Below are 21,770 nucleotides of genomic sequence, written 5' to 3'. Positions count from 1 at the left end.
GGGTCAGCCCGCCGAGACGACTTTTTGGGCGACCGTCGACAGGCTCTGGTGCAGCGGCTGGATGACCGCGGTGAGTTTTGACGCGTCGCTGGCCTTCAGCGCAGTGGTGTAAGTCCGGAAGCCGCCGAGAGCGGACGGGTCACGGTATCCGTCCAAAGTGGCCAGCACCGTGTGGAATTGCTGATCGATCTGGTTCACCAGATTTGCGTCGATCTTCTCCAGGCCCGGCCGCAGCGACGCGTACGCCTGCTGAGCGCCTTCCACGTTGCCCGAGAAGTCGACCAGATCGATGTGGCTGAAGGCCTCCTCTTCGCCGGTGATCTTGGTGTTCTGGATCTCTTCGATCAGGTCGCTGGCCCCGTTGGCCAGGTCCTCGGGCTTGTACTGCAGGTTGGCGACGATGCCCGTCAATTTGCCGACGTTGCCGACCAATTCGCTGCTGACCGCCTTGGTCGCGGGGGTGATCCCGCCACCCTGCCACAAGTCGCGCTCGATGGCGTGGAAGCCCTTCCAGCCGACCTTGGCGTCGACCGGCGTGGACTCGCGCATATCGATGAGGTAGTCCAGGTTGCCTGCATTGTCGCCGACCGCGAAGCCCGGCAACACGAAGCCCTCCACGGTGGACTCCGAACGCTCCCAGAACAGCCGGGCTTTGGCGTAGGCGCTCTTCGCGGCGTCGACGTTGCCCGACTGCACGGCGGCGTCGAGTGCCTTCACGGCATCGTTGAGTTGACCGATCTGGCTGACGATGTATCCCACATAGTCCTTGGTGCCCTGGCTGAGGATGCCGGCCACGGTGCCCGTCGGCGCCGCCGGCGCTTTGCCCGTGACCGTGAGGGTTTGGTATTCGGTGCTCGCGCCCGGACAGTAGAGCTGATAAGCGCCGCCGTCCAGGGTGACGGTGAACGAGACCGGATCCAGGCCGGGCGCGAGGTTTTCCTTCTCGCCGACGATCCGCTGGTCCCTGAGCAATTCGACTTCGCTGATTCCGGGCGCATTCGTGTTGGCCACCGTGAAGGTCACCGGCCCGGCGGGCACGCTGGTGTTGTCCAGGGCGCAGCCGTCTTTGCCCGCGTTGTTGGCCATGGTGACCTTCACCGCGTTCGGGGCGCCGGGCCTTCCCGCTTCGGCGTGGCCCGAGTTGCCATCCGAGTGATCACATGCGGTCGTGGAGAACACCGCAACCGCAGCCAAAGCCGTTGCGAACGGCCATATCTCAAAGGACGCGTACCTTCGGGCGGTTCGATTCGGTGTCAACCGTCTTCCTTTCCTGTTCGGTCGGCGCGCCGCGCCGCGCGGCGGCTACGGCGCCAATAAGGCAGGCCAGAGCAAAACCACCCAGTGTCAGCGGAAGCCATACCTTCCACAGCTGCGATTCCGCACGGTTGAGATGACTTGCCGCGATTTGCGCGGCGGCCGACCGGTCTTCGGTACCGGACGTGGACCAGTCCGTGGCCAGCCCGCCAAGACTGACGGTCTTGGCCCCGGTCAGACCACCGCCGGTCAGAACCGCCGTGCGGTTGCTCGTTGCCTGCGCATTCAGCACGGAATCGCCTTGCGCGAGGACGGTATACACGGTGGTTGTTGACCATTGGCCCTGGAACGGCCCCGGAGTGCGCCCAACCGCGAGACCGACCGGCAGCCGGCCCCCGGTCATGCGCAGCAACTGATCCAGGGTGACTTCCGACCCGCCGTCGGCCCCGACAGCCTCGGAAGCTTGCCATACCTGCACCGGCAGGCCGTCCACGATTTTGTCCTCCGCCGGGACGAGCCGGATGTTGCGGACGGTCGAGGCGCCCTGCGGGCCGACGGCCAGCTCGCGTCCGTGCGGCCCGTTCACCATCGACACCGTGGCGGTATGGCCGGAGCGGTCGGTGACCGTGCGGGTCCGTGCATCGCCGGACGAGCCACCGGCCGGCGCCAGCGCCACCAATCCGGCGGCGCTCAGGAGCAGCAGCATCGAGGCGGCCGCCAACAGGCGCCCCCGGGCGCGCGGGGCGGCGGCAAGGTGAGCGGGCCACAGGAAGATGACCAGAACGGGTACGGCGTAGAGCAGCCAGCCCACCACCTCGATGAGCCGGGGGTCGGCAGGTATTCCGAACATCCCGGCGATCACCGCGCCGAGCACCGAGTTGCTGGGCAGCCAGACGGACAGGTCGAGCACCCGCTGCTGGCCGATGCTCACCCAGCCGGCCTCGTGGGCGGTGCGCAGCGCCCCCAGCACCAGCCCGGCCGCGATCAACACCAAGAACACCCCGGTGACCCGGAAGAACCGGGCGATGTTGAGTTTCAATCCGCCGAAGTACAGCGCGACACCCATCGCGATCGCGGCCGCGATCCCCAGCGCCCCACCCAGCACGGCGAACCAGCGGCTACCATGCGACGTCTGGGCGGCCGCCAACAAGAACACCGATGTCTCGAAGCCCTCCTTGAGTACGGCGAGGAAGGCCATCGCGGCCAAGGCGAGCGCACCGCCACGGTTGATCGCCTGTCGGGCATCGCGCTCGAGCTCGCCCTTGACCTGCGCGGCGTTGCCGTTCATCCAGATGATCATCGAGGTCACGAACACCACGGCGATGACATTGATGACGGTTTCCATCATCTCCTGCTGCGTCTGCGGCAGGCTCGTCGCGAACAGATTCAGGCCCACCCCGACCGCGACGCTGATCAGCACCGCCGAGGCGACGCCGGCAAACATCGCCCGAATCGGCTGGCCGTTTCGTTTCAGGAAGGCGCCGACGATGCTCACGATGAGCGCCGCCTCGAGGCCTTCGCGGAGGCCGATGAGGAAGGTGCCGATTAGTACGCCGAATACGCCCTGCATACGCCCGATTTCTGTCCCGCGGGTCGGGATCCGCGCTTAGCCTAGCCTAAGGCCGCTGCGTCACGAGGCCGGCTGCGTCACGAAGTCGATGAGTTCTTCGACCCGGCTGATCAGCGCCGGTTCGAGGTCATTCCAGTCGCGCACCCTTGACCGAATGTGCCGCCAGGCCCTGGCGATGTCCGCCTGGCCGGCGTGGGGCAGGCCGAGCGCCCGGCATGCGCCGTGCTTCCATTCGATGTGCCGGGGCACATCCGGCCACGCCGCCAGGCCGAGGCGCTGGGGTTTCACGGCCTGCCAGATGTCTACATAGGGATGGCCGACCACCAGCGTGTCGCTGCCGCCCGGCCCTCGCCGCACCGCGTCGGCGATCCTGGCCTCCTTCGAACCTGTGACGAGGTGATCGACGAGCACACCAAGCCGGCGCCCCGGACCGGGTGCGAACTCCGCCACGATCTCCACCAGGTCGTCCACGCCGCCGAGGTGCTCGACGACGACGCCCTCGATCCGCAGGTCTTCGCCCCACACCTGCGCGATGAGTTCGGCGTCGTGTCGCCCCTCGACGTAGATCCGGCTGGCGCGGGCGACCTGGGCCCGGGCCCCCGGCACGGCAACCGAACCGGACGCCGTCCTGGTGGCGGCTGCGGGCGCCGAACGACGCGGCGCGGTGAGGATCACCGGACGGCCGTCGAGCAAATAACCAGGGCCCAAGGGGAAGCCGCGCACATGCCCGCGCCGGTCTTCCAGGTCGACCCGCCCGTACTCGACCCTTACCACCGCACCGACGTAGCCGGTCTGCACGTCCTCGACCACGAGGCCCAGTTCGGCTGGATGCTCGGTCGAGCGGGGCTTGCGCCGGCCCGCGGCAAGGACGTCGGTTCCATAGCGATCAACCACGCGGCAATCCTAGAAAGCCTTGCGGCCAAACGTCGTTACGGCGCGCCCGCGCGGGAAGGATCGTGGCCAAGATCGCTCCGCCCGGGCGCACAACACCACCGGGTAAAAAATGCGTTTTAACTGTGTGGCGTTACACAGCTGATGGCGTTGCCGATGGTACGTTGCTAGTCGTAAGAACTGCCGTTCTTTTACACCGCGGCGGTGAGCGAGGTGGGAATATGGACCTGGCCCTTTGGGTGTCGAGCATCGTGGCTTTCGTGCGGGCCGGCTACCCCGCCGGCATGCCGACGACCGGATATGCGCCCCTGGCGGCCCTGGCCCGCCGGCGGCTTTGCGACGACGAGATAACCGCCATTGCAAGCAAACTCATGAGACGCCAATTCTGGCCGATCAGTCCCGTTGATATCGGCGTGGAGATCACCCGTGTCACCAACCAGTTGCCGTTGCCGGCTGACGTCGAGCGGGTGGGACATCGCCTCGATGAGATCCGCTGCGCACGCGGATAGGCCTCGAAGCGGGATCTGACTCTTACTCAGCTTCTTTCGCGGGTCCGCCGCACGCCGCCAGGTAGTCCGGGTAATTCCAGGTGCGCAGGAACTGTTGGCCTGCCTGCAATCCTCGTTGATACAGGCCGTCGCGTTGCTCGGGGGTGATGTTGAAGTCGATCGGACTGACCCCTTCGGCCGGGACGAAGATGGTGCGCCGGACGGTGCACGGATCGTCGATGTAGGCGTTGTCCTGATTGCTCACCAGCGTCTCTATCGCCGCGATTCCCAACGAAACTGGTCCGTGCACCGGATGGGTGGGCGGGATGCCGGGACGCGCGGAAAGCCGGATTCCGAATGTCGGCCATCGCGGCTCAGCATCGGGCCGGTCGAACAGCTCCACCGGAAAATCGGAGAGCAAGCCGCCGTCGACCCAGGTGGCGCCGTTGACCCGGACCGGTTCGAATACATACGGAATCGCCGACGAGGCGTGCACGGCGCGGGCGACCGAGAAGTCGTCGGGGTCGATGCCATAGGAAGCGAGGTCCCACGGGATGCGCACAAGCCGGCGCCGGGACAGGTCACTGGCCGTCACCACGAGCGACCACGCGAACTGGTCCGGCTCCTCGCCCGTGCGCAGGTCACCGAACGTCCGCACACCCAAGTCGCCGAGCAGACCGGCGAGCAGTCGTTCCAGGTAGGCCCCGCGATACACACCGTCCGACACCAACAGCGACAGCGCCCCACCGATCAGCGGCACACGCCCGATCAGGTTGCGATCCAGGAACTTCCGGTAGTCGATGGATCGCATGACTTCCGCGAGCCGGCTCAGCGGTTCGCCCGCGACCTGCAGCGCCGCGACCAGCGACGCGACGACCGCGCCCGCGCTGCTACCCGCGACGCGGGGAAACCGGTAACCGGCGCCGGACAGCGCGTCGACCGCACCGACCAGCCCGATCCCCCGCACGCCTCCGCCCTCACACACCAGATCGGCGCGGGACGTGGTCACTGCCACCGCCATTGACCTACCCCCTCAACAGATTCGTTGGCCGTCGACACCGAAGAAGTGCAGGTGCCCCGGTTCCGGGTGCAGGCGCACCCGGCTGCCTTTTTCCGGGGGCCGGCGCCCATCGGCGCGCGCGACGACAGGCTGGTCAATGACCTTGCCGGAGCCGGTGATTCGGCCGTAGACGTAGGCGTCCGCCCCGAGCTCCTCGACCACGTCGACCTCCATCTCGACACCGAGGCTGCCCAGTTCGAAGTGTTCCGGCCGGACACCCACGACGACCTCGCTTGCGGCATCGGTGATCTCTCGGGGTAGCGGGATATGCCAATCCCCCAGCGACACAGCGGAATCGATGATCGGCAGGGTGAACAGGTTCATGGCCGGCGACCCGATGAAACCCGCGACGAAGACGTTGACCGGGTTGCGGTACAGCTCGCGCGGCGCGGCGAACTGCTGCAGCACTCCGTCGCGCAGGACGGCGACGCGGTCACCCATGGTCATAGCCTCGACCTGGTCGTGGGTGACGTAGACGGTGGTGGTGCCGAGCCGCCGTTGCAGTGCCGCGATCTGGTTGCGGGTTTGCACGCGCAGTTTGGCATCAAGATTCGACAGCGGCTCGTCCATCAGGAAGACCTGCGGCCGGCGGACGATCGCGCGTCCCATCGCCACCCGCTGGCGTTGCCCGCCGGAGAGGTCCTTGGGCTTGCGGTCCAGATAGGGTTGCAGGTCAAGCAGTTTCGCCGCGTCCAGGACGCGGTCCCGAATTTCGGACTTCGGCGTCTTAGCGATCTTCAGGGCGAAGCCCATGTTCTGCGCGACCGTCATGTGCGGATAGAGCGCATAGTTCTGGAAGACCATCGCGACGTCGCGGTCCTTGGGATCGACGGTGGTGACGTCACGGTCGCCGATCCGGATGCGTCCGGAGTCCAGCGTTTCCAGCCCCGCCACCATACGCAGGGAGGTGGTCTTGCCGCATCCTGAGGGACCGACCAGGACGACGAACTCGCCGTCGCCCACGTCCAGGTCCAGGCTGTCCAGGGCCGGGCGGTCGGCCCCGGCGTAGCACCGCGTCGCTTGCTCGAAAGTCACTGAGGCCATGGCTTATCCGTTCAGCCCCGAGACGGCGATTCCCCTGACGAAGGACCGTTGCGCAATCGCGTAGATGATGACCAACGGCAGCATGATCAGCATCGAAGCCGCCATGATGATCGGCCAGCGCGCGACATATTCGCCCCGCAGCCGCACCAGGCCGAGCGTCAGCGTGGCCAGGCTGTTGCGCTGAAGCATCAGCAGCGGCCACAGGAAGTCGTTCCACACGTTGACCCAGGTGAGCACGGCTAACACCATCACCGCGGGGCGGGCGTGGGGCAACAGAATTCGCCAGTAGATCTGCCACGGCGAACAACCGTCGAGTATCGCCGCCTCCTCGAGGTCGGTCGGAAGCGTCCGGAAGAACTGCCGCATCAAATAGGTGCCGAATGCGCTGCCGAACAAGCCCGGCACGATCATCGACCAGGGTGTGTCGACCCAGCCGACGGTCCGCATCAAGATGAACTGCGGGATCACGGTCACCGTCAGCGGCACCATCAACGTGCCGAGGTATAACACGAACAACGTGTCACGACCGCGAAATTGCAGCCGGGCGAACGCGTATCCGGCCAGCGAGCAGAAGAACACCTGTCCGGCGGTCACGCACCCGGCATACAGCACGGTGTTGAAGAACATCCGCGCGAACGGCATCAACGAGAAGATTTCGGTGTAATTGGACCACCGCGGGTGCGCCGGTAGCAGCCTCGGCTCGCTGATCTCGCCGCCGCGCTTCAATGAGCCGGACACGGCCCAGGCGATCGGAAACAGCCAGCACCATGCGATGGCGAGCAGCGCGGTGTAGACCACCAGGGTCCGAATGACATTGCGGGTGAACAACCGCTCAGCTGAGGCCACGAGAAGTCTCCCAAGAGCGTTGCCGAGTGATCCGCAGCTGCACCACGGTCAGCACCAGCAGGATGGCGAACATCACCCACGCCAGCGCGGACGCGTACCCGAATTCCAGGAAGGAGAACGCGTGCTGGAAGAGCATGATGCCCAGGACATACGTAGCGGTTTCGGGGCCGCCGTTCGCGCCGTTGAGGACGTAAACCAGGTCAAAAGCCTGGAACGCGTGGATGATCGATATGACGCCCACAAACGATATCGAGCCACGGATCAGCGGCACCGTGATGGACACGAACTGCCGTACCTCGCCGGCCCCGTCGATTCGGGCCGCCTCGTAGACGGTCTCGGGAACGCCTTGCATCGCCGCGAGCAGGATGACGGTGGCGAACGGCACGCTGCGCCACACGCTGACGACGCACAGCGAAGCCATCGCCCAGCGGGGTTCGACCAGCCACGGGACCGGGCCGATCCCGACCCAGCCCAGCATGATGTTGAGCAACCCGTTGTCGGTGTTGAAGACGAACTGCCAGACGACCGCCATGACGACCGACGAGATGGCAAGCGGCATAAAGACGATGGTGCGGAAAACGCCGATGCCCCTGACCTTTCGGTTCAGCACGCCGGCCACGACCAGGCTGACGACGATAGTCGGCACGACCGTTCCGAGGGTGAAGACAACGGTGTTGCGAATGGCGATGAGGAAGAGCGGGTCCGAGGTGAACAGCTCTTGGAAGTTCTTCAGGCCCACGAACTTAGGCGGCCGGAAGACGTCCCACCGCTGAAAGCTCATGTAGAGCGAGAATCCCAGCGGAAAGAGCATGAACACCGCGACCGCGGCCAGATTCGGCGCCACGAAAAGGCGGCCGGCGCGCGCCCGCCGTCGCCACGGACCGGCGCCCTTCGCGAGTGTGCGTGTGGTGGCATCGACCGATGTCATGGGGTGCGTAACACCTCGTCGATGGCGGGCGACAGACTGGCCAGCGATGTCGCGGGCCGTGATCCACGCAGCACGGGCCCGAAGCTACGGTCCATCAAGGCGACGATCTTCTCCCAGGACGGGGTGACGGGCAGCCCCTCTGAGTACGCGGGTCCTTGCGTGAGGACGGCGAGGTTGCCGACGTGCTGGTGAGCCTTGGCGAAGCCGGCCGAGTCGAGCGCGGATTGCAGCACCGGCACAAAGAGACTGGATTCACCGATCAACGCCTGCCCGACGGGCCCGGTCGCGAATTTCACGAATTCCCATGCCTGCTCCTTGCGTTGACTGCTCGCGGAGATGGCCAATCCGGTGGAACCGATGTCGGAGTGGGCGGGCTGACCCTGCCGGCGTGGCCCCACCGGCAACGAGGTGACATCGAAGTCCAGGCCCTCCGCCCGGATGAAGGTCTGGTAGCGCCAGTGGCCGCCCATCGCCATGGCCGCCCTGCCCGCCGCGAACAGGTCGGGCGTGGACATCGATTGCACCTCGGACGCATTGGGCGCGACCTTGTGCTTGTTGGCCAGGTCGGCATAGAACTGCACCGCCTCGATGAAGGCGTCGTTGTCGAAGTTGAAGTGGGTCGGGTTTTTCAGCGGGGTGGACCACGGCACCCCATTGTTCATGGCGAACAGCCCGGCCGAATAGTAGGAGAACCACATGTTCACGAAGCCCCACTGGGTCACCCGCCCGGAGCGATCCCGCTTGGTGAGTGCGGTGGCGGTGTTCAAGAAGTCGGTGAAACTCCACGGGTTCTGCCACGTCTTGGGCGGGGACGGCACCCCGGCCTCGGCGAAGAGCCGCTTGTTGTAGAACAGGTAGTTTCCGGACCATTGCTCCGGGAGTGCGTACTGGCCTCCGTTGAACGTGAAGGCGTCGTAGAGCGCCCCGATGCCGTCCGACTTCAGCTCAGCGGCGAAGGCCTGGTCCCGGGACAGCATGGTGTTGAGGTCGAGCAGCACGCCACGGGCGGCCAACTCGGCGTAGGTAAGGTCCCACGCCATCAACACGTCCGGGCATCTACCGCCGGCGCAGAACGTCGACAGCTGCTGCATCACACCCGGAGCCGAAAGCACCGGGCGGACCTTGATATCGGGATGGCGGCGCGCAAACTCGTCGACGATGCGGATCCTGGCATCGCGTTCGTCGGGGTTGGCCGCAAAGAAGAACGTCAACGCGTCTTCTTCGGGAGCGCAGCCGGCGGCCCACGGCGCCAGGGACGCCGCGGTGAGCGCGCCGGCCCCGCGCAGCAGCCCGCGCCGCCCGAACGGCTTATCGAGCATGTTGCTCCCGTTCTCGCCCCGTTGCCGGCCAGCCGACCGGCGGTTTCTCCTGTCCTTGGTACCCGAAGCGGCTGTGGTGTTGCTGGCGCGGCCAACTCGGAAGGGCCAGCACGGCTCGGCGAACGCGGCCGGCGTCCCCGATGATGTCGATCGCGCGGATGCGGTCGTCGGTGCCGACGGTGATCATCAGCAGTGCCTCAGCGCGCCCGCGTGGCGCGATCGCGATCCCCGGAGCCCCGTCGATGAGCACGACCACACCGGCGCGTGCCCGGAGAGCGAATCGACGGGTTTCCTCCGCGACCTGCCTGGCGCCGCGCAGCTCGGTCGGCACGTCGTCGGGAACCAGTGCCCGATCGGCCCTGCGCACCACATCCGGGGCCAGCAGCGCGAGCAGGCCGGCGATATCACCGCCGCGGGAAGCCGCGAGGAACGCCTCGACGACCTCGAGGTGTTTCGCGATGCGCTCGGGCTCGGCGCCCGGGTGGGCCACCCGCGCACGCGCGCGGCTTGCCAGCTTCTTCGCGGCTTCCGGCGACCGGTCCAGCAGACCGGCGATTCTCTCGAACGGCACGGCGAACACGTCATGCAGGACGAACGCGACCCGCTGCGCCGGTGAGAGCCGGTCGAGGACCACGAGCAGCGCGTTGCTCACCGACTCCGTCAGGAGCGCTTCCTCGTCGGCTGACGCCGACGCGGTCGCGGCGATCCGGTCCAGTTCGTCGGGGGTGGCTAGCGGCTGTTCCGCACGTCGCTTGCGCGCCCGGAGCTGGTCGACGGCCTCGCGGGCGGTGATCGTGGTGAACCAGCCGGTGAGGTTGTCGACCGCGGCGAAATCCGCACGGCTGGCCTTCAGCCACGCCGACTGAACCGCGTCGTCGGCATCGGCCGCCGATCCCAGCAGCTGCAACGCCACCGACCTCAGGTGTCGCCGGTCCGCGTCGAAACGCTGGGCAAGATCCGACAGATTTTTCGGGGCGCTCATGGGTCACCTTTTCCGCACAGGAGTCGTCAAGAAGATGACCGCGTCCATCGAGCTCTCTGTTGCAAAGGAGGCCAGCACCATGACCTTATCGATTGTGCGCCGTAGTGCGTGCGGTGACCATCCGGCTCGCCGCCGCAAAAACGGCTGTCCGGCAAGGGTTTGCCGCAGATGAACACCGCATACGTTGCGGTCACGCTGGTTACCGCCGCCAGCACCGCCGGGATCGCCGTGGCCGATCTCATCCCGGCGGGTTTCGTCCTGGCGAATTCCGCCGAAGTCGGGGTGCCGCGTTCGTGGTTGCCCGCGCTGGGGGCGGTCAAGCTGGCCGGCGCGGCCGGGCTCATTGTGGGCCTGGTGGGCCTGGTGGGCCTCCCCGTGTTGGGGATCGCCGCCGCCACCGGCCTGGTGCTGTTCTTCGTCGGCGCAGTCGTGACCCACCTGCGGGCCCGCGTCCTGTACAACATCGCGTTTCCCGGCGCGTACCTGTGCATGTCGGTGGCATCGCTGGCGTTGATGGTGCTGCGTTGACCCGGGTCGCGCTCAGCCGGGAAAATACCGGACCCGGTTGATGGCGTCGCCCCGCCAGGCCATGTCGGCGAACAGTATTCCCCGTCCACGACTGGAGTGGACCGACATCGTCACCGTTGGGCCCGCGCCGATCATCTTGGTGGCGCCGGCGCCGTCCAACTGCTCGACGAGTTCGGCGAGGTCGAGGGCGTCGTGGTCACCGAGAGTGATTGTGGCGACCGGTGATAACGCCCGCACGGCCGCGACCCGATCTTGACGCGCGACAGCACCGAGGAATGCCTCGGCGAGCTTCTTGTGCCGCGCACCAACCCGCCGGAATCCCGTCACGAAGCCGGTCGTGCCGCGTATCCGCTGATTGCTCAACAGACTGCGCGACAGTTGCAGGGCGGGTCCGACCGCACGTGATCCGGTTCGCAGGAATTGCAGCATCATCGCGGGAAGTTCCCAATAGGCCCGCAGTTCGCCAATGCGCCACTCGCCGTTGGTGTCTCGCAGGTCGTAGCGCAGGAACGCGGGAATGTACATCGTGATCGCCGAGCCCATCGCGACCTCGAGCTCGACGTCGCGCAGCACCACGGTGTCGACGACGACGTCGAGGTCGCGGTGGAACTTGATGTCGCGCGGACCGATGAAAGTGTCATAGAACCGGCCGATCTGCTCCTGCCCGACGTGCGGCCGCGACCCGACCGGGTCCTCCACGCGGCCGTCGTCGGTGAACAACGCCACCCACCCGGCGCGGTCGTGCGCGGCGGCCGCCTGCGGCGAGCGCTCGACGGCGGCCAGGAGATGCGCCCGATCCGGCGCCACCCCCATCACGGACCCCCGGCCACTTCGACGCCCGCGGTCCGCATCGCCTGGAGCGCCTCGGCGGCCGAGTCCGGCGAGACGGCCGCGGTCAGGTTCACCAGCACCCTGGTGGACAGGCCCGCCCGCGCGGCATCCTCGGCGGTGCGCCGGACGCACTGGTCGGTGGCGATGCCGACCACATCGACCTCGTCGACCCCACGCTCCCGCAACCAGTCCAACAGCGGGGTCCCGTTCTGGTCGACGCCTTCGAAACCGCTGTACGCCGCGGCATCGGCGCCCTTGCGGAAGACTGCCTCGATCCGGCTGGTGTCGAGGTCGGGCCGCAGCTCCGCGCCGGCACTTCCGGCGATGCAGTGCGGTGGCCACGACGATGAATAGTCGGGTCGGTCGGAGAAATGGTCGCCCGGCTGGACGTGGAAATCCTGGGTTGCTACGACGTGTCCGTAGCCCGGCTCGCCGGCGAGATAGTCGTTGATGGCGGGCGCCACGGCGGCACCGCCTGTCACCGGCAGCGAGCCACCCTCGCAGAAATCGTTTTGCACGTCGACCACGATCAACGCCCTCACGCGTTTCACCCTATCGGTGTCGCCCACCATGGCGCTTCAGCTGGGCGTATGGGTGGGACGGTTTGTTCGCCAACCAGTCGGGTAATCCACCGGCCATGTTGATCCGGAGAATCGCGCGCCCGTTGCTTTCAGTGGCTTTCATCGGCCAAGGAGTCAATTCCCTGCTGAACCCCAAATCGGCGGCGGCGGCCGCCGCGCCCGCGGTGGATGGTTTGCAGGCGCTGCCGAATTCGGTGAGCGGCAACATTCCGAGTGACCCCGAGACGGTCGCCCAAATCACTGCGGCCGTTCAGATCGGCGGCGGTCTGCTGCTGGCCACCGGCAAACTGCCGCGCGTCGCCTCGGCTGCTCTCGCGTTCACGGTGCTACCGGCCAACCTCGGAGCGCACTCGTTCTGGAACGAGAGCGACCCGGAGGCCAAAGCCCAAAAACGCCAGCAGTTCCTCACCGACCTCAGCCTGGTTGGTGGTTTGCTGATCGCTTCCGCCGACACGGCGGGCAAGCCGTCACTCGGGTGGCGCGGCCGCCGGGCGGCCGAGCGGCTCTCCGAGCGAGTGTCGTCGGCGCTGCCCGGCTCCGACGACGCCCACTTCGATACCGACTTTTCGGAGTTGAGCGAGAAGATCGTGCACGGCCTGCAGATCGGCGCCGAACGCGGCCGTGAACTGGCCAGCACGGCGGCCGAACGAGGCGCGCCGTACGCGGAGGCCGCGCTGGAACGCGGTCGCGAATTCGCCAGCACGGCCGCCGAACGGAGCAAGCCGCTGGCCCAAAAGGCCCGCAAACGCGGCGAGGAGCTGGCGGACGAGGCGGCCGAGCGAGCCGCGCCGCTGGCGAAGAAGGCCCGCAAGCGCGGTGAAGAACTCGCCGACGAAGCCGCCGACTGGGCAGCGCCGCTGGCGAAGAAGGCCCGCAAGCGCAGCGAGAAATTGGCCAAGAAGGCGCGCAAGCGCGGTGAGGACCTGGCGAGCACGGCACTGGACCGCGGCGAGGACCTCGCCGACACCGCCCGCGCGCGCGGCATCTACCTCGCGGACACGGCCCGCGCTCGCGGTGGCTACCTGGCCGACACCGCGCGCGAACGACTCGGTGAGCAGGTCAAGACGGGTCGCCGCAAGCTTTCCTGAGGGCTTACGCGTCGCCGCGCAGATAGGTGTCGACGATCGCATCGACGCCCTGGCCGACATCAACCGTCGCGCCGTCCTCGCCGGGGCCCAGCGGCTCCAGCGCGTCGAATTGGGAGCGCAGCAGCGCGGCCGGCATGAAATGAGCCGTCCTGGCGGCCAGTCGGGCGCTGATGAGTGCCGGTGAACCGGCGAGATGCAGGAATTCGACCTGCGGGCAGTGCGCGCGCAACTGGTCGCGGTATTTGCGCTTGAGCGCCGAACAACTCACCACGCCTCCCTCGCGGTGGCCGGCCAACCACTGCCCAACCGTTTCCAGCCAGGGGTAGCGGTCGTCGTCGTCCAGCGGTTCACCGGACGCCATTTTGGCGATGTTGGCCGGCGGGTGCAGGGTGTCGGCATCGACGAAGGGGACCCGCAAGCGTCGCGCGAGCGCCATCCCGACGGTCGATTTCCCCGATCCCGAAACACCCATCACCACGACGGGAGTCCGTCCGCTCACTCGGACCGTTCGGCGAGGTTGCGGTTCCATTCCAGCCAGCCGACGCCGTTGCGTCCGTCGGCCGTCCGGACGGTCGCCCAGACCCTCGGGAACTGGCTGACCCGCCCGTCCGCGGCGGTCAGACATACCGGCGCCTGGCCGCGCACCTCGACGTCCGCGGTGACCTCGCCAGGTTCGAGCGCCAAGGTGGCGCCCAGGGGTAACCCGTTGGCGCCGAAGGACTCTCGGGAATCCACCGTTTCCAGCTCGGTGACGGATCCCTGCGCGTCCTGGGAGTAGCCGATACTGAAGGCCGGGGCACCGGGAATGCGGATGTTGACGCCGTGCAGATGGGTCCCGTCGTCCAGATGCAACGCGCTCCAAATCCAGTCCATGCTCCACCAGTCGCGCACCCCCCACGAGTGATCGCGCTGGCCGGGGACCGACTCGACGCGGTAGCCGGCGTCATCGATGGTGACCGTGCCTGAGACCCGGCACGGGATCTCGTAACGCGTCGTCAACCGGTACTTGTACGGGACCCCGTCGGTGGTCCACACCAAGCTCATCGTCATCTCGACGGGGGCGCCGGGCTCCCCGCGCAACAACGCCGACGGATCGCGATAAGCCTGAGCGCGCGCGTGCAGGTCGACGCGGTACGTCTGCAACGGTGTGGTCGCACAGTGGCCGAGCTCGAAGGAATCGCTGCGCACGTCCCACGGATCCGCCGGCAGCGGTACCTGCGCGTCGACGGCCACGGTGGGCATGTCGGGGCCGCACAGCAGCGCGTGCACCCACGCCTTCTGCTCGTTGGCGATCAGGCCGAGGCGGAACCAGCCGCCCAATCCCTGTGCCACATCGGCGAAGTCGGCGTACCAGCTCTCACTCCACAGCGGTTCGGCAGTCGGCGCGTGCCCGCCTTCGTCCTCCTCCGTGGGCCGCAGGGGTTCGGGCGTCTGCGCGGCGGGCAGCGTCGCCAGCGCGTCGGTGTCGAGCACGTGATCACCGTGCCGTTGCAGCATCGTCATGAACATCCGGTCGCCGCGCTCGGTGCGTTCCACCAGCATCGAGGAGACGATCGCCATCATCACACCGAAAAAGCTTTGCCTGCGAACACCTTCGGCGATGTCGGTGAGCGTGAGGGGCGCCGCAGGCCCAAGCGCCTCGTGGTAGGCCCGCAACAACGCGTCGTACTGCTCCCGGCGATCTGGGGTCGGCAGCGCGCAGCCGAGGAAGTACGACAGGTCGGTCATGGCCGGCCCCCAGGAAACCGTCTGCCAATCGACGACCGTCAGCGGGCGGTCGGCCCCGGCGGTGCCGAACAACAGGTTGTCCAGGCGGTAGTCGCCGTGCATCAGCCCACGGATCCGGTCCGGCGCCGACTCGGCGGCCAGGTAGCCGTCAAAGGACGCGACCAGGCGTTCGCACACCATGCGGTGTTCTGGCGCAATCTGGTCACCGTAGCGGTCGATGAACCCGGCATACAGCGGGGCGATCATCGCCTGGTTGAGCGGTGATTCGCGGTTCAGCCACGGGGCTTCGGCCAACGCGGCGTCGCCGAGCAGCGGCCCGTGCAGCCGCCCCAGCTCGACGACACAGAGGCGCGCCTGTTCGGCTGTCGCACCGGCGATTTCGTCCCCGACGACGGCCGGCCCGGCATCACCCAGCAACAGGTCGAACGCGCCCGTCGAAGTATCGACGGCGGCGTGGTAGCAGGGCGCTATCGGCCCGCCCAGGCGTGGCGCGATGTCGCCGTAGAAGCGCACCTCCCGCTCGTAGAGACCAAGGGCAAGCCCGGTTTGCCGGCTCACGGGGTCGGTGGCCGCCACCTTGAGCACCACCGACTCGGGCCTGCCGGGAGGCGCCGCGGCCTCGGCGTAGCTGAGCCGGATGCGGTAGCACTCGCTCATCTGCCCGGTGCCGATGCGCTCGACGGAGAAATCGTCGATGGGTCCGCCGCCGATCGCCGATTCCAGCCATGCGGCGGTGAGGTCGCCGGGTCGTTCGATGACTTCTGCGGTGTCGGCATGCATGAGGGTCAGCGTGCCAGGTCACTGCGCGAGGGAGAAGCCATCCCAGGCAATCCGGCGGTGCGGGTGTGGATCGAACTCGACGCGGCTCTTGCGGTCGAAGACCATGACGGCGCGGTCGGCGGTCGTATAGGTGGGCCAGTCGTCGCCCGGGGCGCCGTGGCGGCTGAAGGATCGCCACCGACGCTGCACCTGATTACTGACCCGCAGCGCAGCGCGCCGATCGGCCGCGGCGGTCAACAGCGCGCCGAATCGGGTGCGATAGACGTCGAAGACGGCCAGCAACTCGGTGGCATGGGTGGCACCCAAGCCCGACCAGCGCAGCGTGCGGGGGGCGTAGTCGTACCGGTAGAGATAGGTGGGCGCGTGCGCGCTGTGGGCCTCCGCGATCTGCCAGGCCGCCGAACCGAACGCGAAGTCGCCGCCGAGCTGGATGCACGCCGACGGCGCGGGGTAATCCGGGTATGCGGACGTAATACGTTCGCGCGCAGCCGGTTCCGTGTCGGCCAGCAGTTCTTCGATCATCGTTTGATTGGTCGGCAGCATTTTGAGGAACCGGGTGAACAGGCGCCCTTCTTCGGCGTTGGTGCCCACGATGAGCGGCACCCGGTGCGCGTGCCCTCCGCGCATCGCCTCGACCGGATCGATGGGCACGACGTCGTCGCCTGCGACCGGGCCGATCGGAAAGGCGCCCAGCCTATCCTCCATGCCGTGGTCGATCAGCCGGTGCTGGGCGTCCACCAGTTGCGCCGCTGACGCCTGCATCAGCACTTCGGCGGCGTCCTGCGGGCGCGCGCCCAGCAGCGCGGCGAAGCGCGTCGCGAATTCCGCGGCGGTCTCTCGCGAGCGGACCATGCCGGCGGCCGGACTTTCCGAAATGGCCCGCGCGAACAGCCCTTCGGCGGCCGGCACCGCCAACAAGGTGGCGGTGATGTGCGCGCCCGCGCTCTCCCCGAAGATCGTGACGTTGTCGGGGTCGCCGCCGAACGCGGAGATGTTGTCTTTCACCCAGCGCAAAGCCATCACCAGGTCGCGCAGGAACAAGTTGCTGTCGATGGCGATGTCCGGCGTCGAAAGCGACGACAGGTCCAGGCATCCCAGCGCACCCAGTCGGTAGTTCACCGAGACGTATACGCAACCGCGGCGTGCCAGCGCCGCGCCGTCGTAGAGCGGTGTGGCCGAGCTGCCCAGGATGTAACCGCCGCCGTGAATGAAGACCATGACGGGCAACGGCTCTTCGGCGGCGGCCTCGGGGGCGACGACGTTGAGGGTGAGGCAGTCCTCCCCCATCGGCTGGTAGCGGCCGACCCCGAGCATTGTGTAGCGGCGCTGCTGCGGCGCGCAGTTGGCGAAGCCGTGGCAGTGTCGCACCCCCGACCAGGGTTGCGCCGGCCGGGGCGCCCGCAATCGCAGCGGCCCGACCGGCGGCCGGGCGTACGGGATGGATCGCCAGCGGTGGACGCCGTCGCGGGTGAAACCTTCCACGGTGCCGATGGTCGTGCGTGCGCGGACGGTGCGCTGATGCATAACCCGACGTTAGCCGACATGGCGGGCGTAACGCGCGCGCAGCGCCTTATTAAGACCGCACGGCGGTTAGCCTGACTGGATGCGGATCGCCGCGCTGTTGGCAGCGTCGTTACTGGTCGCCGGGTGCTCCCATACCGTCGGCGGCCAGTCCCAGCAAACTCATGCCTCCACGACCGCTGCCACCACACCATCGGGAGGCAAACCACCGGCCCCGAACGCCGCGCCCGCTCCCGGCGCCCCGATCTCCGACGTCATCGCCTGGATCGAGGCGGGCCGCCCCGCGGATCCGGGTCGCTATCACGACGCGATTCGCGACGGTGCGACCACGCCACTCGGCGACGACATCGCCTTCACCGCGGCGGCCGGCAAAGTTCCGTGCATGACCGACTCCAAGCACACCGGCGGCGCAATGGTCTGCATGGTGAGCCTGACCAACCCACCACCCGCTCCCCCGACGTCGTACGGCAACTGGCAGGGCGGCTGGGTGACCTTCGACGGGACGAGCCTGCAGGTGGGCGCGTCGCGCGCCGATCCCGGTCCGTTCATCAACGGCAACGGTTCCGAGCTGGCGAACGGTGACTCGCTGTCATTCGGTGACTATCGTTGCCGCGCCGATCAAACCGGGCTGTATTGCGTGAACTACGCCCGTCAGTCGGCCGCCCGATTGAGCCCCGCCGGCATCGAGGCGTACGGCTGCCTGAAGCCGGCGCCGGCACCAGACGGCGTCGGCGCGGCGTTCAGCTGTTCATGATGGTTGCAAAGAGCTCGGTCATCTCGTCGGCGGGCCCACGGGGAACCGTGTAGCCGGCTTCGTCGCGGATCTCATCGAGATGGTCGCGCACATCCTCGATCGACAGCCCGGGATCATAGAAACCTTTAGTCCGGCCGATGAAGAAGCGGGCGACATGTCCGGCGCCGACCGTGTAGATCTCGCCGGAGACCGGGCATTCCCGGTGCGTCAGGAAGGCCGCCACCGGCGCGACCTGCGCCGGGTCCAGCCGCTGAAGGTATTGGGCCACAAGGTCATCCAATACCGCCCGCGCCGCCGGGTCATCCTGCGGGCCGGCGCCGTCCAGCGAGTGCGTCAGCATCCGGGTGTAGGCGATCGGCGCAATGGCGTTGACCTTGATGCCGTGCGCGGCACCCTCGGCGGCCAGCACCCGGGTGAGGCCGACCAGCCCGGCTTTCGCCGCGCCGTAGTTGCTCATGCGCTCGGCGCCAAGGATTCCGGCGGCCGAGCAGGTGTTGAGGATGCGGCCGTAGCGCCGCTCCCGCATGGCCCGCCACGCAGGCCGGGTTACGTAAAAGGCACCGTTCAGGTGCACATCGACCAGGGGCGCGAGGCGATCGGCGGTCATGTCCTCGAACGGCGCGTCGCCGACGATGCCCGCGTTGTTGATCAGGATGTCCACGCGGCTCCAGGCGCGTAGGGCCGTGTCGATGATCGCCTCCGCACCTTCGTGACTCGTAACGCTGTGGTCGTCGGCGACGGCCTCGCCGCCCTGCCGGCGGATCTCGTCGACGACCACGTTCGCCACTGCGGCGTCGGAGCCGTTCCCGGTCACCGAGCCGCCGACGTCGTTGACCACAATGCGCGCGCCACGAGAGGCCAGCAGCAGCGCGTACTGTCTGCCCAATCCGCCGCCGGCACCGGTGATTACGGCTACCTGATCGTCGAATCGCATGGCGGCCCTCACCAGGTGACCGGAAGCTCTTTCATGCCGTAGATGTGGGCCTCTTTGAATCTCAGTTTCTCCGGCGGCACCGCCAGCTTCAGCCCGGGCAGTCGGCGCGCCAGCGTGGCGAACGCGACCTGCATCTCGACGCGCGCCAGGTTCGCTCCGATGCATTGATGCACGCCGTACCCGAAGCCCAAGTGTCCGCGGGTGTTTCGGTCGGCGTCGAAGGATTCGGGATTGTCGACGAATTCGGCGTCCCAGTTCCCCGCGAGCAGGCTCATCATGACGAACTCCCCCTCGCGAATCAGCTCACCGCCGATCATCAGATCTTCAGTCGCCACGCGATCGACCTGGCTGTGCACGATGGTGAGGTAGCGCATCAGTTCTTCGACGATATTCGCGATGACGGCAGGGTCGTCGGTTTGTCCGAGTCGCTCGAATACATCCGGATGTTCCAGTAGCGCAACCGTTCCCAAGGAGATCATATTGGCGGTGGTTTCGTGGCCCGCCTGCATCATGATCACAGCGTTCATGGCCGTGGTGGCACGGTCGAGTTGGCCCGTCGCCACGTATTCGGTGACCAGGCGGCTGATCAGGTCGTCGCCGGGTTCGCGCTCTTTGCGTTCCACCAGCTCCTCGATATAGGCGTACATGGCCCCGAACGCCTGGCCCTTGTCCGCGTCGGAGGACTTCTGGTCGAGGCCGGTCGTGGTGTTGTGCTGGAAGAGTTCGAGGTCTTCGGGTGGCACTCCCAGCAACAGTGCGATCACCATTGACGGCACCGGCAAGGCGAATTCGTGCACCAGATCGGCCGGCGCACCGTTGGCGATCATCTGGCCGAGATAGTGGTCGACCATTTCCTGGATGTGCGGTCGCATCGATTCGCACCGCCGGAAAGTGAAGTTGCTGGTCATCATTCGCCGGATCCGATGGTGCTCGGGATCGTCGGTCCGAGCGAACATCACCGGGACGTTGTTGTCGGCGTCCGTCGGCATGATGGAGTCCGGGATGGTCTTCGCGGACAAGCGCGGATCGACCAGCGCCGCCCTGATATCCCGGTAGCGGCTGACCACCCAGACCGGATTGCCCTGGAACATCGCGCGCCGCAGCCCGGGTTGTTCGCGCCAGTCCGCGAACTCGGGTGGCGGCGCGAGCGGGCAGTGTCCAGGCCGGGGCACCGGTAGCACCGGGAGTTCGGCGTCAGGGCAGGCGCCTGCGGATCCGGAGGATCTGGAAGCTGTTGACATAACCCGCGTTTCCCGTTAAGTGTCAGTTGTCTGCCAGTTGTAGAGCGTAAAGCTCCGCTTGTTGGCAGTCAACTGTCAGTTAGGCTGTCACCATGACCGCGATTGAAGACCGGCCGTTGCGGGCGGACGCGGCACGCAACGTCGAGCGCATCCTGCGCGCGGCGCGCGAGGTCTATGGCGAATTGGGGCCCGATGCCCCGGTGGAAGCGGTCGCGCGCCGGGCGGGAGTGGGTGAGCGAACCCTGTACCGCAGGTTCCCGGCGAAGGCCGACCTGGTCCGGGCCGCCCTGGATCAAAGCATCGCCGAGGACCTCACCCCGGTGATCGACGCCGCCCGCCACGCGAAGGATCCACTGCGTGGTCTCACTCAGCTGATCGACGCGGCTATTTCATTGGGGGCCCGCGAACACAACCTGCTGACTGCCGCGCGCCGGGCCGGGGCGCTCACTTCAGACATCTCGGTTTCGCTTAACGAGGCGCTCGGCGAGCTTGCCCGAGAAGGTCAGCGGGTCGGCACCATCCGCGCCGACCTGGTCGCCGACGACCTACCCCGCCTGATCGCGATGCTCTTCAGCGTGCTGTCAACGATGGATGCGGGCAGTGACGGCTGGCGACGCTATGTCGCACTAGTCGTCGATGCGATTGCGGTCAACCAACGACAGCACTTGCCGCCGGCCGCTGCGCTGCGTTACGAGATTGGGCCGAACAGCTGGCCGCTGTAAGCCCTATCGCTCGTTCCACATCAGGCCACGCATCGTCGCGGACAGCGGGATGTCCTCTACACCGATGAGCCCATGCGGCGCGCGGCACACCCAGTCGATCGCATTCACGGCCCGGCCCGCCGTCGAGATACAGCCGGCATCAGTTGAATCCAAGAGAGGGTGCGAAACGTGGGTGTTGATCTCCACCCGCGGTTCGCCCTCCACGACCACACGGTGGACGCCGGTATGCCCGTCGGGCGGAAACTCCCAGTCGGGCGCTGCGGCCGAGGTAAGTCTGGTCACGTGTTCGAGGGTGATCACCGGCTTGCCGTCACGCACCCCCTCGGTGGCGAAGCGCACCGCGGCCATCTGTCCTGGCTCGACCGTCATCATTGTGCAGTCGATTCGTTCTGGCGTGTACCAAGGTTCGACGCGCTGACGCACGTCGTCGAGTTTGATGTCCAGGTTGTCGGCCAGGCTGCGGACCTGACCGCCCCACATCGACACGATCACCGTGCAGGAGATCTTCGACTATGGGAACTACGATGACGCCGAGTTCACCGGAGCAGCAATGGGTTTCGGAACAACGGCGGACGACGATTCGCCGATGATGTTTCTGCCCGGGGTGATCGTGTCGATGTGGGGCGGTCAGGTCCGCAGCCTGGCCGACAACCTGGACATCAAACTCGACGACGTGCGTC

Annotated in this window: 21 protein-coding genes and 2 pseudogenes; 6 read left to right on the top strand and 17 right to left on the bottom strand. The window is 67.2% G+C overall.

Going from position 1 to position 21,770, the window contains the following annotated elements:
- Positions 1–3: 3 nt before the first annotated feature.
- Genes efeO through A5711_RS18095 form a run of 3 tightly spaced genes read right to left on the bottom strand, consistent with a single transcriptional unit; the run spans position 4 to position 3,718 of the window.
- Positions 4–1,179 carry an iron uptake system protein EfeO gene (efeO, locus tag A5711_RS18105; RefSeq protein WP_197520818.1) on the bottom strand — a complete coding sequence of 392 codons (1,176 nt, stop codon included), beginning with the start codon at positions 1,177–1,179 and terminating at the stop codon, positions 4–6.
- Positions 1,180–1,216: 37 nt separating this feature from the next.
- Positions 1,217–2,824 (bottom strand): iron uptake transporter permease EfeU, encoded by a 1,608-nt coding sequence (gene efeU, locus A5711_RS18100; protein WP_067948894.1) that lies wholly within the window; start codon positions 2,822–2,824, stop codon positions 1,217–1,219.
- A 60-nt stretch (positions 2,825–2,884) separates the two neighbouring features.
- Positions 2,885–3,718 (bottom strand): DUF3097 domain-containing protein, encoded by an 834-nt coding sequence (locus tag A5711_RS18095; RefSeq protein WP_067948892.1) that lies wholly within the window; start codon positions 3,716–3,718, stop codon positions 2,885–2,887.
- A 218-nt stretch (positions 3,719–3,936) separates the two neighbouring features.
- Here A5711_RS18095 and A5711_RS18090 point away from each other — a divergent pair, with 218 nt between their 5' ends.
- The gene (locus tag A5711_RS18090) at positions 3,937–4,224 is read left to right on the top strand and encodes a DUF3349 domain-containing protein (RefSeq protein ID WP_067948890.1); all 288 of its coding nucleotides are present in this window, start codon (positions 3,937–3,939) and stop codon (positions 4,222–4,224) included.
- Between the two features lie 22 nt (positions 4,225–4,246).
- Here A5711_RS18090 and A5711_RS18085 read toward each other — a convergent pair whose 3' ends face one another.
- Genes A5711_RS18085 through A5711_RS18060 form a run of 6 tightly spaced genes read right to left on the bottom strand, consistent with a single transcriptional unit; the run spans position 4,247 to position 10,382 of the window.
- On the bottom strand, positions 4,247–5,224 hold the full coding sequence (locus A5711_RS18085) for a patatin-like phospholipase family protein (RefSeq protein WP_067948888.1): 978 nt from the start codon (positions 5,222–5,224) through the stop codon (positions 4,247–4,249).
- A 12-nt stretch (positions 5,225–5,236) separates the two neighbouring features.
- Positions 5,237–6,307, bottom strand: a complete 1,071-nt coding sequence (locus A5711_RS18080; RefSeq protein ID WP_067948886.1) for an ABC transporter ATP-binding protein — start codon at positions 6,305–6,307, stop codon at positions 5,237–5,239.
- Between the two features lie 3 nt (positions 6,308–6,310).
- On the bottom strand, positions 6,311–7,153 hold the full coding sequence (locus A5711_RS18075; protein WP_067948884.1) for a carbohydrate ABC transporter permease: 843 nt from the start codon (positions 7,151–7,153) through the stop codon (positions 6,311–6,313).
- A complete protein-coding gene (locus A5711_RS18070; RefSeq protein ID WP_067948882.1) occupies positions 7,140–8,081 on the bottom strand; it encodes a carbohydrate ABC transporter permease in 942 nt (313 codons plus the stop codon). Before A5711_RS18070 ends, A5711_RS18075 begins: the two co-directional genes overlap by 14 nt.
- A complete protein-coding gene (locus tag A5711_RS18065; RefSeq protein ID WP_067948880.1) occupies positions 8,078–9,400 on the bottom strand; it encodes a sugar ABC transporter substrate-binding protein in 1,323 nt (440 codons plus the stop codon). The genes A5711_RS18070 and A5711_RS18065 overlap by 4 nt, the downstream gene beginning before the upstream one ends.
- Entirely contained in the window at positions 9,390–10,382 is a 993-nt protein-coding gene (locus tag A5711_RS18060; protein WP_067948878.1) for a sigma-70 family RNA polymerase sigma factor, read from the bottom strand. The genes A5711_RS18065 and A5711_RS18060 overlap by 11 nt, the downstream gene beginning before the upstream one ends.
- A gap of 168 nt (positions 10,383–10,550) precedes the next feature.
- Between A5711_RS18060 and A5711_RS18055 the strand changes: the two genes are divergently transcribed.
- The gene (locus A5711_RS18055; protein WP_067948876.1) at positions 10,551–10,910 is read left to right on the top strand and encodes a DoxX family protein; all 360 of its coding nucleotides are present in this window, start codon (positions 10,551–10,553) and stop codon (positions 10,908–10,910) included.
- 12 nt (positions 10,911–10,922) lie between these two features.
- Here A5711_RS18055 and A5711_RS18050 read toward each other — a convergent pair whose 3' ends face one another.
- Both A5711_RS18050 and pncA read right to left on the bottom strand, forming a co-directional pair.
- Complete coding sequence (locus A5711_RS18050) at positions 10,923–11,723, bottom strand: ketosteroid isomerase family protein (protein ID WP_067948874.1); 801 nt, start codon at positions 11,721–11,723, stop codon at positions 10,923–10,925.
- Positions 11,723–12,283 carry a pyrazinamidase PncA gene (gene pncA, locus A5711_RS18045; RefSeq protein ID WP_156744983.1) on the bottom strand — a complete coding sequence of 187 codons (561 nt, stop codon included), beginning with the start codon at positions 12,281–12,283 and terminating at the stop codon, positions 11,723–11,725. The genes A5711_RS18050 and pncA overlap by 1 nt, the downstream gene beginning before the upstream one ends.
- 95 nt (positions 12,284–12,378) lie before the next feature.
- Between pncA and A5711_RS18040 the strand changes: the two genes are divergently transcribed.
- A complete protein-coding gene (locus tag A5711_RS18040; protein WP_067948870.1) occupies positions 12,379–13,410 on the top strand; it encodes a DoxX family protein in 1,032 nt (343 codons plus the stop codon).
- A gap of 4 nt (positions 13,411–13,414) precedes the next feature.
- Here A5711_RS18040 and A5711_RS18035 read toward each other — a convergent pair whose 3' ends face one another.
- From A5711_RS18035 to A5711_RS18025, 3 genes are read right to left on the bottom strand one after another with little or no spacing between them, the layout of a single operon-like run.
- Entirely contained in the window at positions 13,415–13,909 is a 495-nt protein-coding gene (locus A5711_RS18035; RefSeq protein WP_082975766.1) for a gluconokinase, read from the bottom strand.
- A complete protein-coding gene (locus tag A5711_RS18030; RefSeq protein WP_067948866.1) occupies positions 13,906–15,918 on the bottom strand; it encodes a phosphotransferase in 2,013 nt (670 codons plus the stop codon). The genes A5711_RS18035 and A5711_RS18030 overlap by 4 nt, the downstream gene beginning before the upstream one ends.
- 18 nt (positions 15,919–15,936) lie before the next feature.
- Complete coding sequence (locus tag A5711_RS18025) at positions 15,937–17,442, bottom strand: carboxylesterase/lipase family protein (RefSeq protein WP_067948864.1); 1,506 nt, start codon at positions 17,440–17,442, stop codon at positions 15,937–15,939.
- Between the two features lie 79 nt (positions 17,443–17,521).
- Here A5711_RS18025 and A5711_RS18020 point away from each other — a divergent pair, with 79 nt between their 5' ends.
- Positions 17,522–18,193 (top strand): hypothetical protein, encoded by a 672-nt coding sequence (locus A5711_RS18020; RefSeq protein WP_067948862.1) that lies wholly within the window; start codon positions 17,522–17,524, stop codon positions 18,191–18,193.
- On the opposite strand, the gene A5711_RS18015 is transcribed toward A5711_RS18020, so the two are convergent.
- Positions 18,180–19,127 carry an SDR family NAD(P)-dependent oxidoreductase gene (locus A5711_RS18015; RefSeq protein WP_067948860.1) on the bottom strand — a complete coding sequence of 316 codons (948 nt, stop codon included), beginning with the start codon at positions 19,125–19,127 and terminating at the stop codon, positions 18,180–18,182. The two genes, A5711_RS18020 and A5711_RS18015, sit on opposite strands and share 14 nt — an antisense overlap.
- 8 nt (positions 19,128–19,135) lie before the next feature.
- A complete protein-coding gene (locus A5711_RS18010; RefSeq protein WP_067948857.1) occupies positions 19,136–20,368 on the bottom strand; it encodes a cytochrome P450 in 1,233 nt (410 codons plus the stop codon).
- A 92-nt stretch (positions 20,369–20,460) separates the two neighbouring features.
- Between A5711_RS18010 and A5711_RS18005 the strand changes: the two genes are divergently transcribed.
- Positions 20,461–21,090: a TetR/AcrR family transcriptional regulator gene (locus tag A5711_RS18005; protein WP_067948855.1), complete on the top strand. Its 630-nt coding sequence runs from the start codon at positions 20,461–20,463 to the stop codon at positions 21,088–21,090.
- A gap of 3 nt (positions 21,091–21,093) precedes the next feature.
- Here the strand turns inward: A5711_RS18005 and A5711_RS18000 are convergent.
- Positions 21,094–21,582, bottom strand: a pseudogene (locus tag A5711_RS18000) (dihydrodipicolinate reductase); the annotation flags it as partial.
- Position 21,583: 1 nt separating this feature from the next.
- On the opposite strand from A5711_RS18000, the pseudogene A5711_RS17995 reads away from it, so the two are divergent.
- A pseudogene (locus tag A5711_RS17995) lies at positions 21,584–21,770 on the top strand (dihydrodipicolinate reductase); the annotation flags it as partial.

This window comes from Mycobacterium sp. E2238, assembly GCF_001672665.1.
Lineage (GTDB): Bacteria > Actinomycetota > Actinomycetes > Mycobacteriales > Mycobacteriaceae > Mycobacterium.
This window is presented reverse-complemented; position numbering and strand designations above follow the sequence as displayed.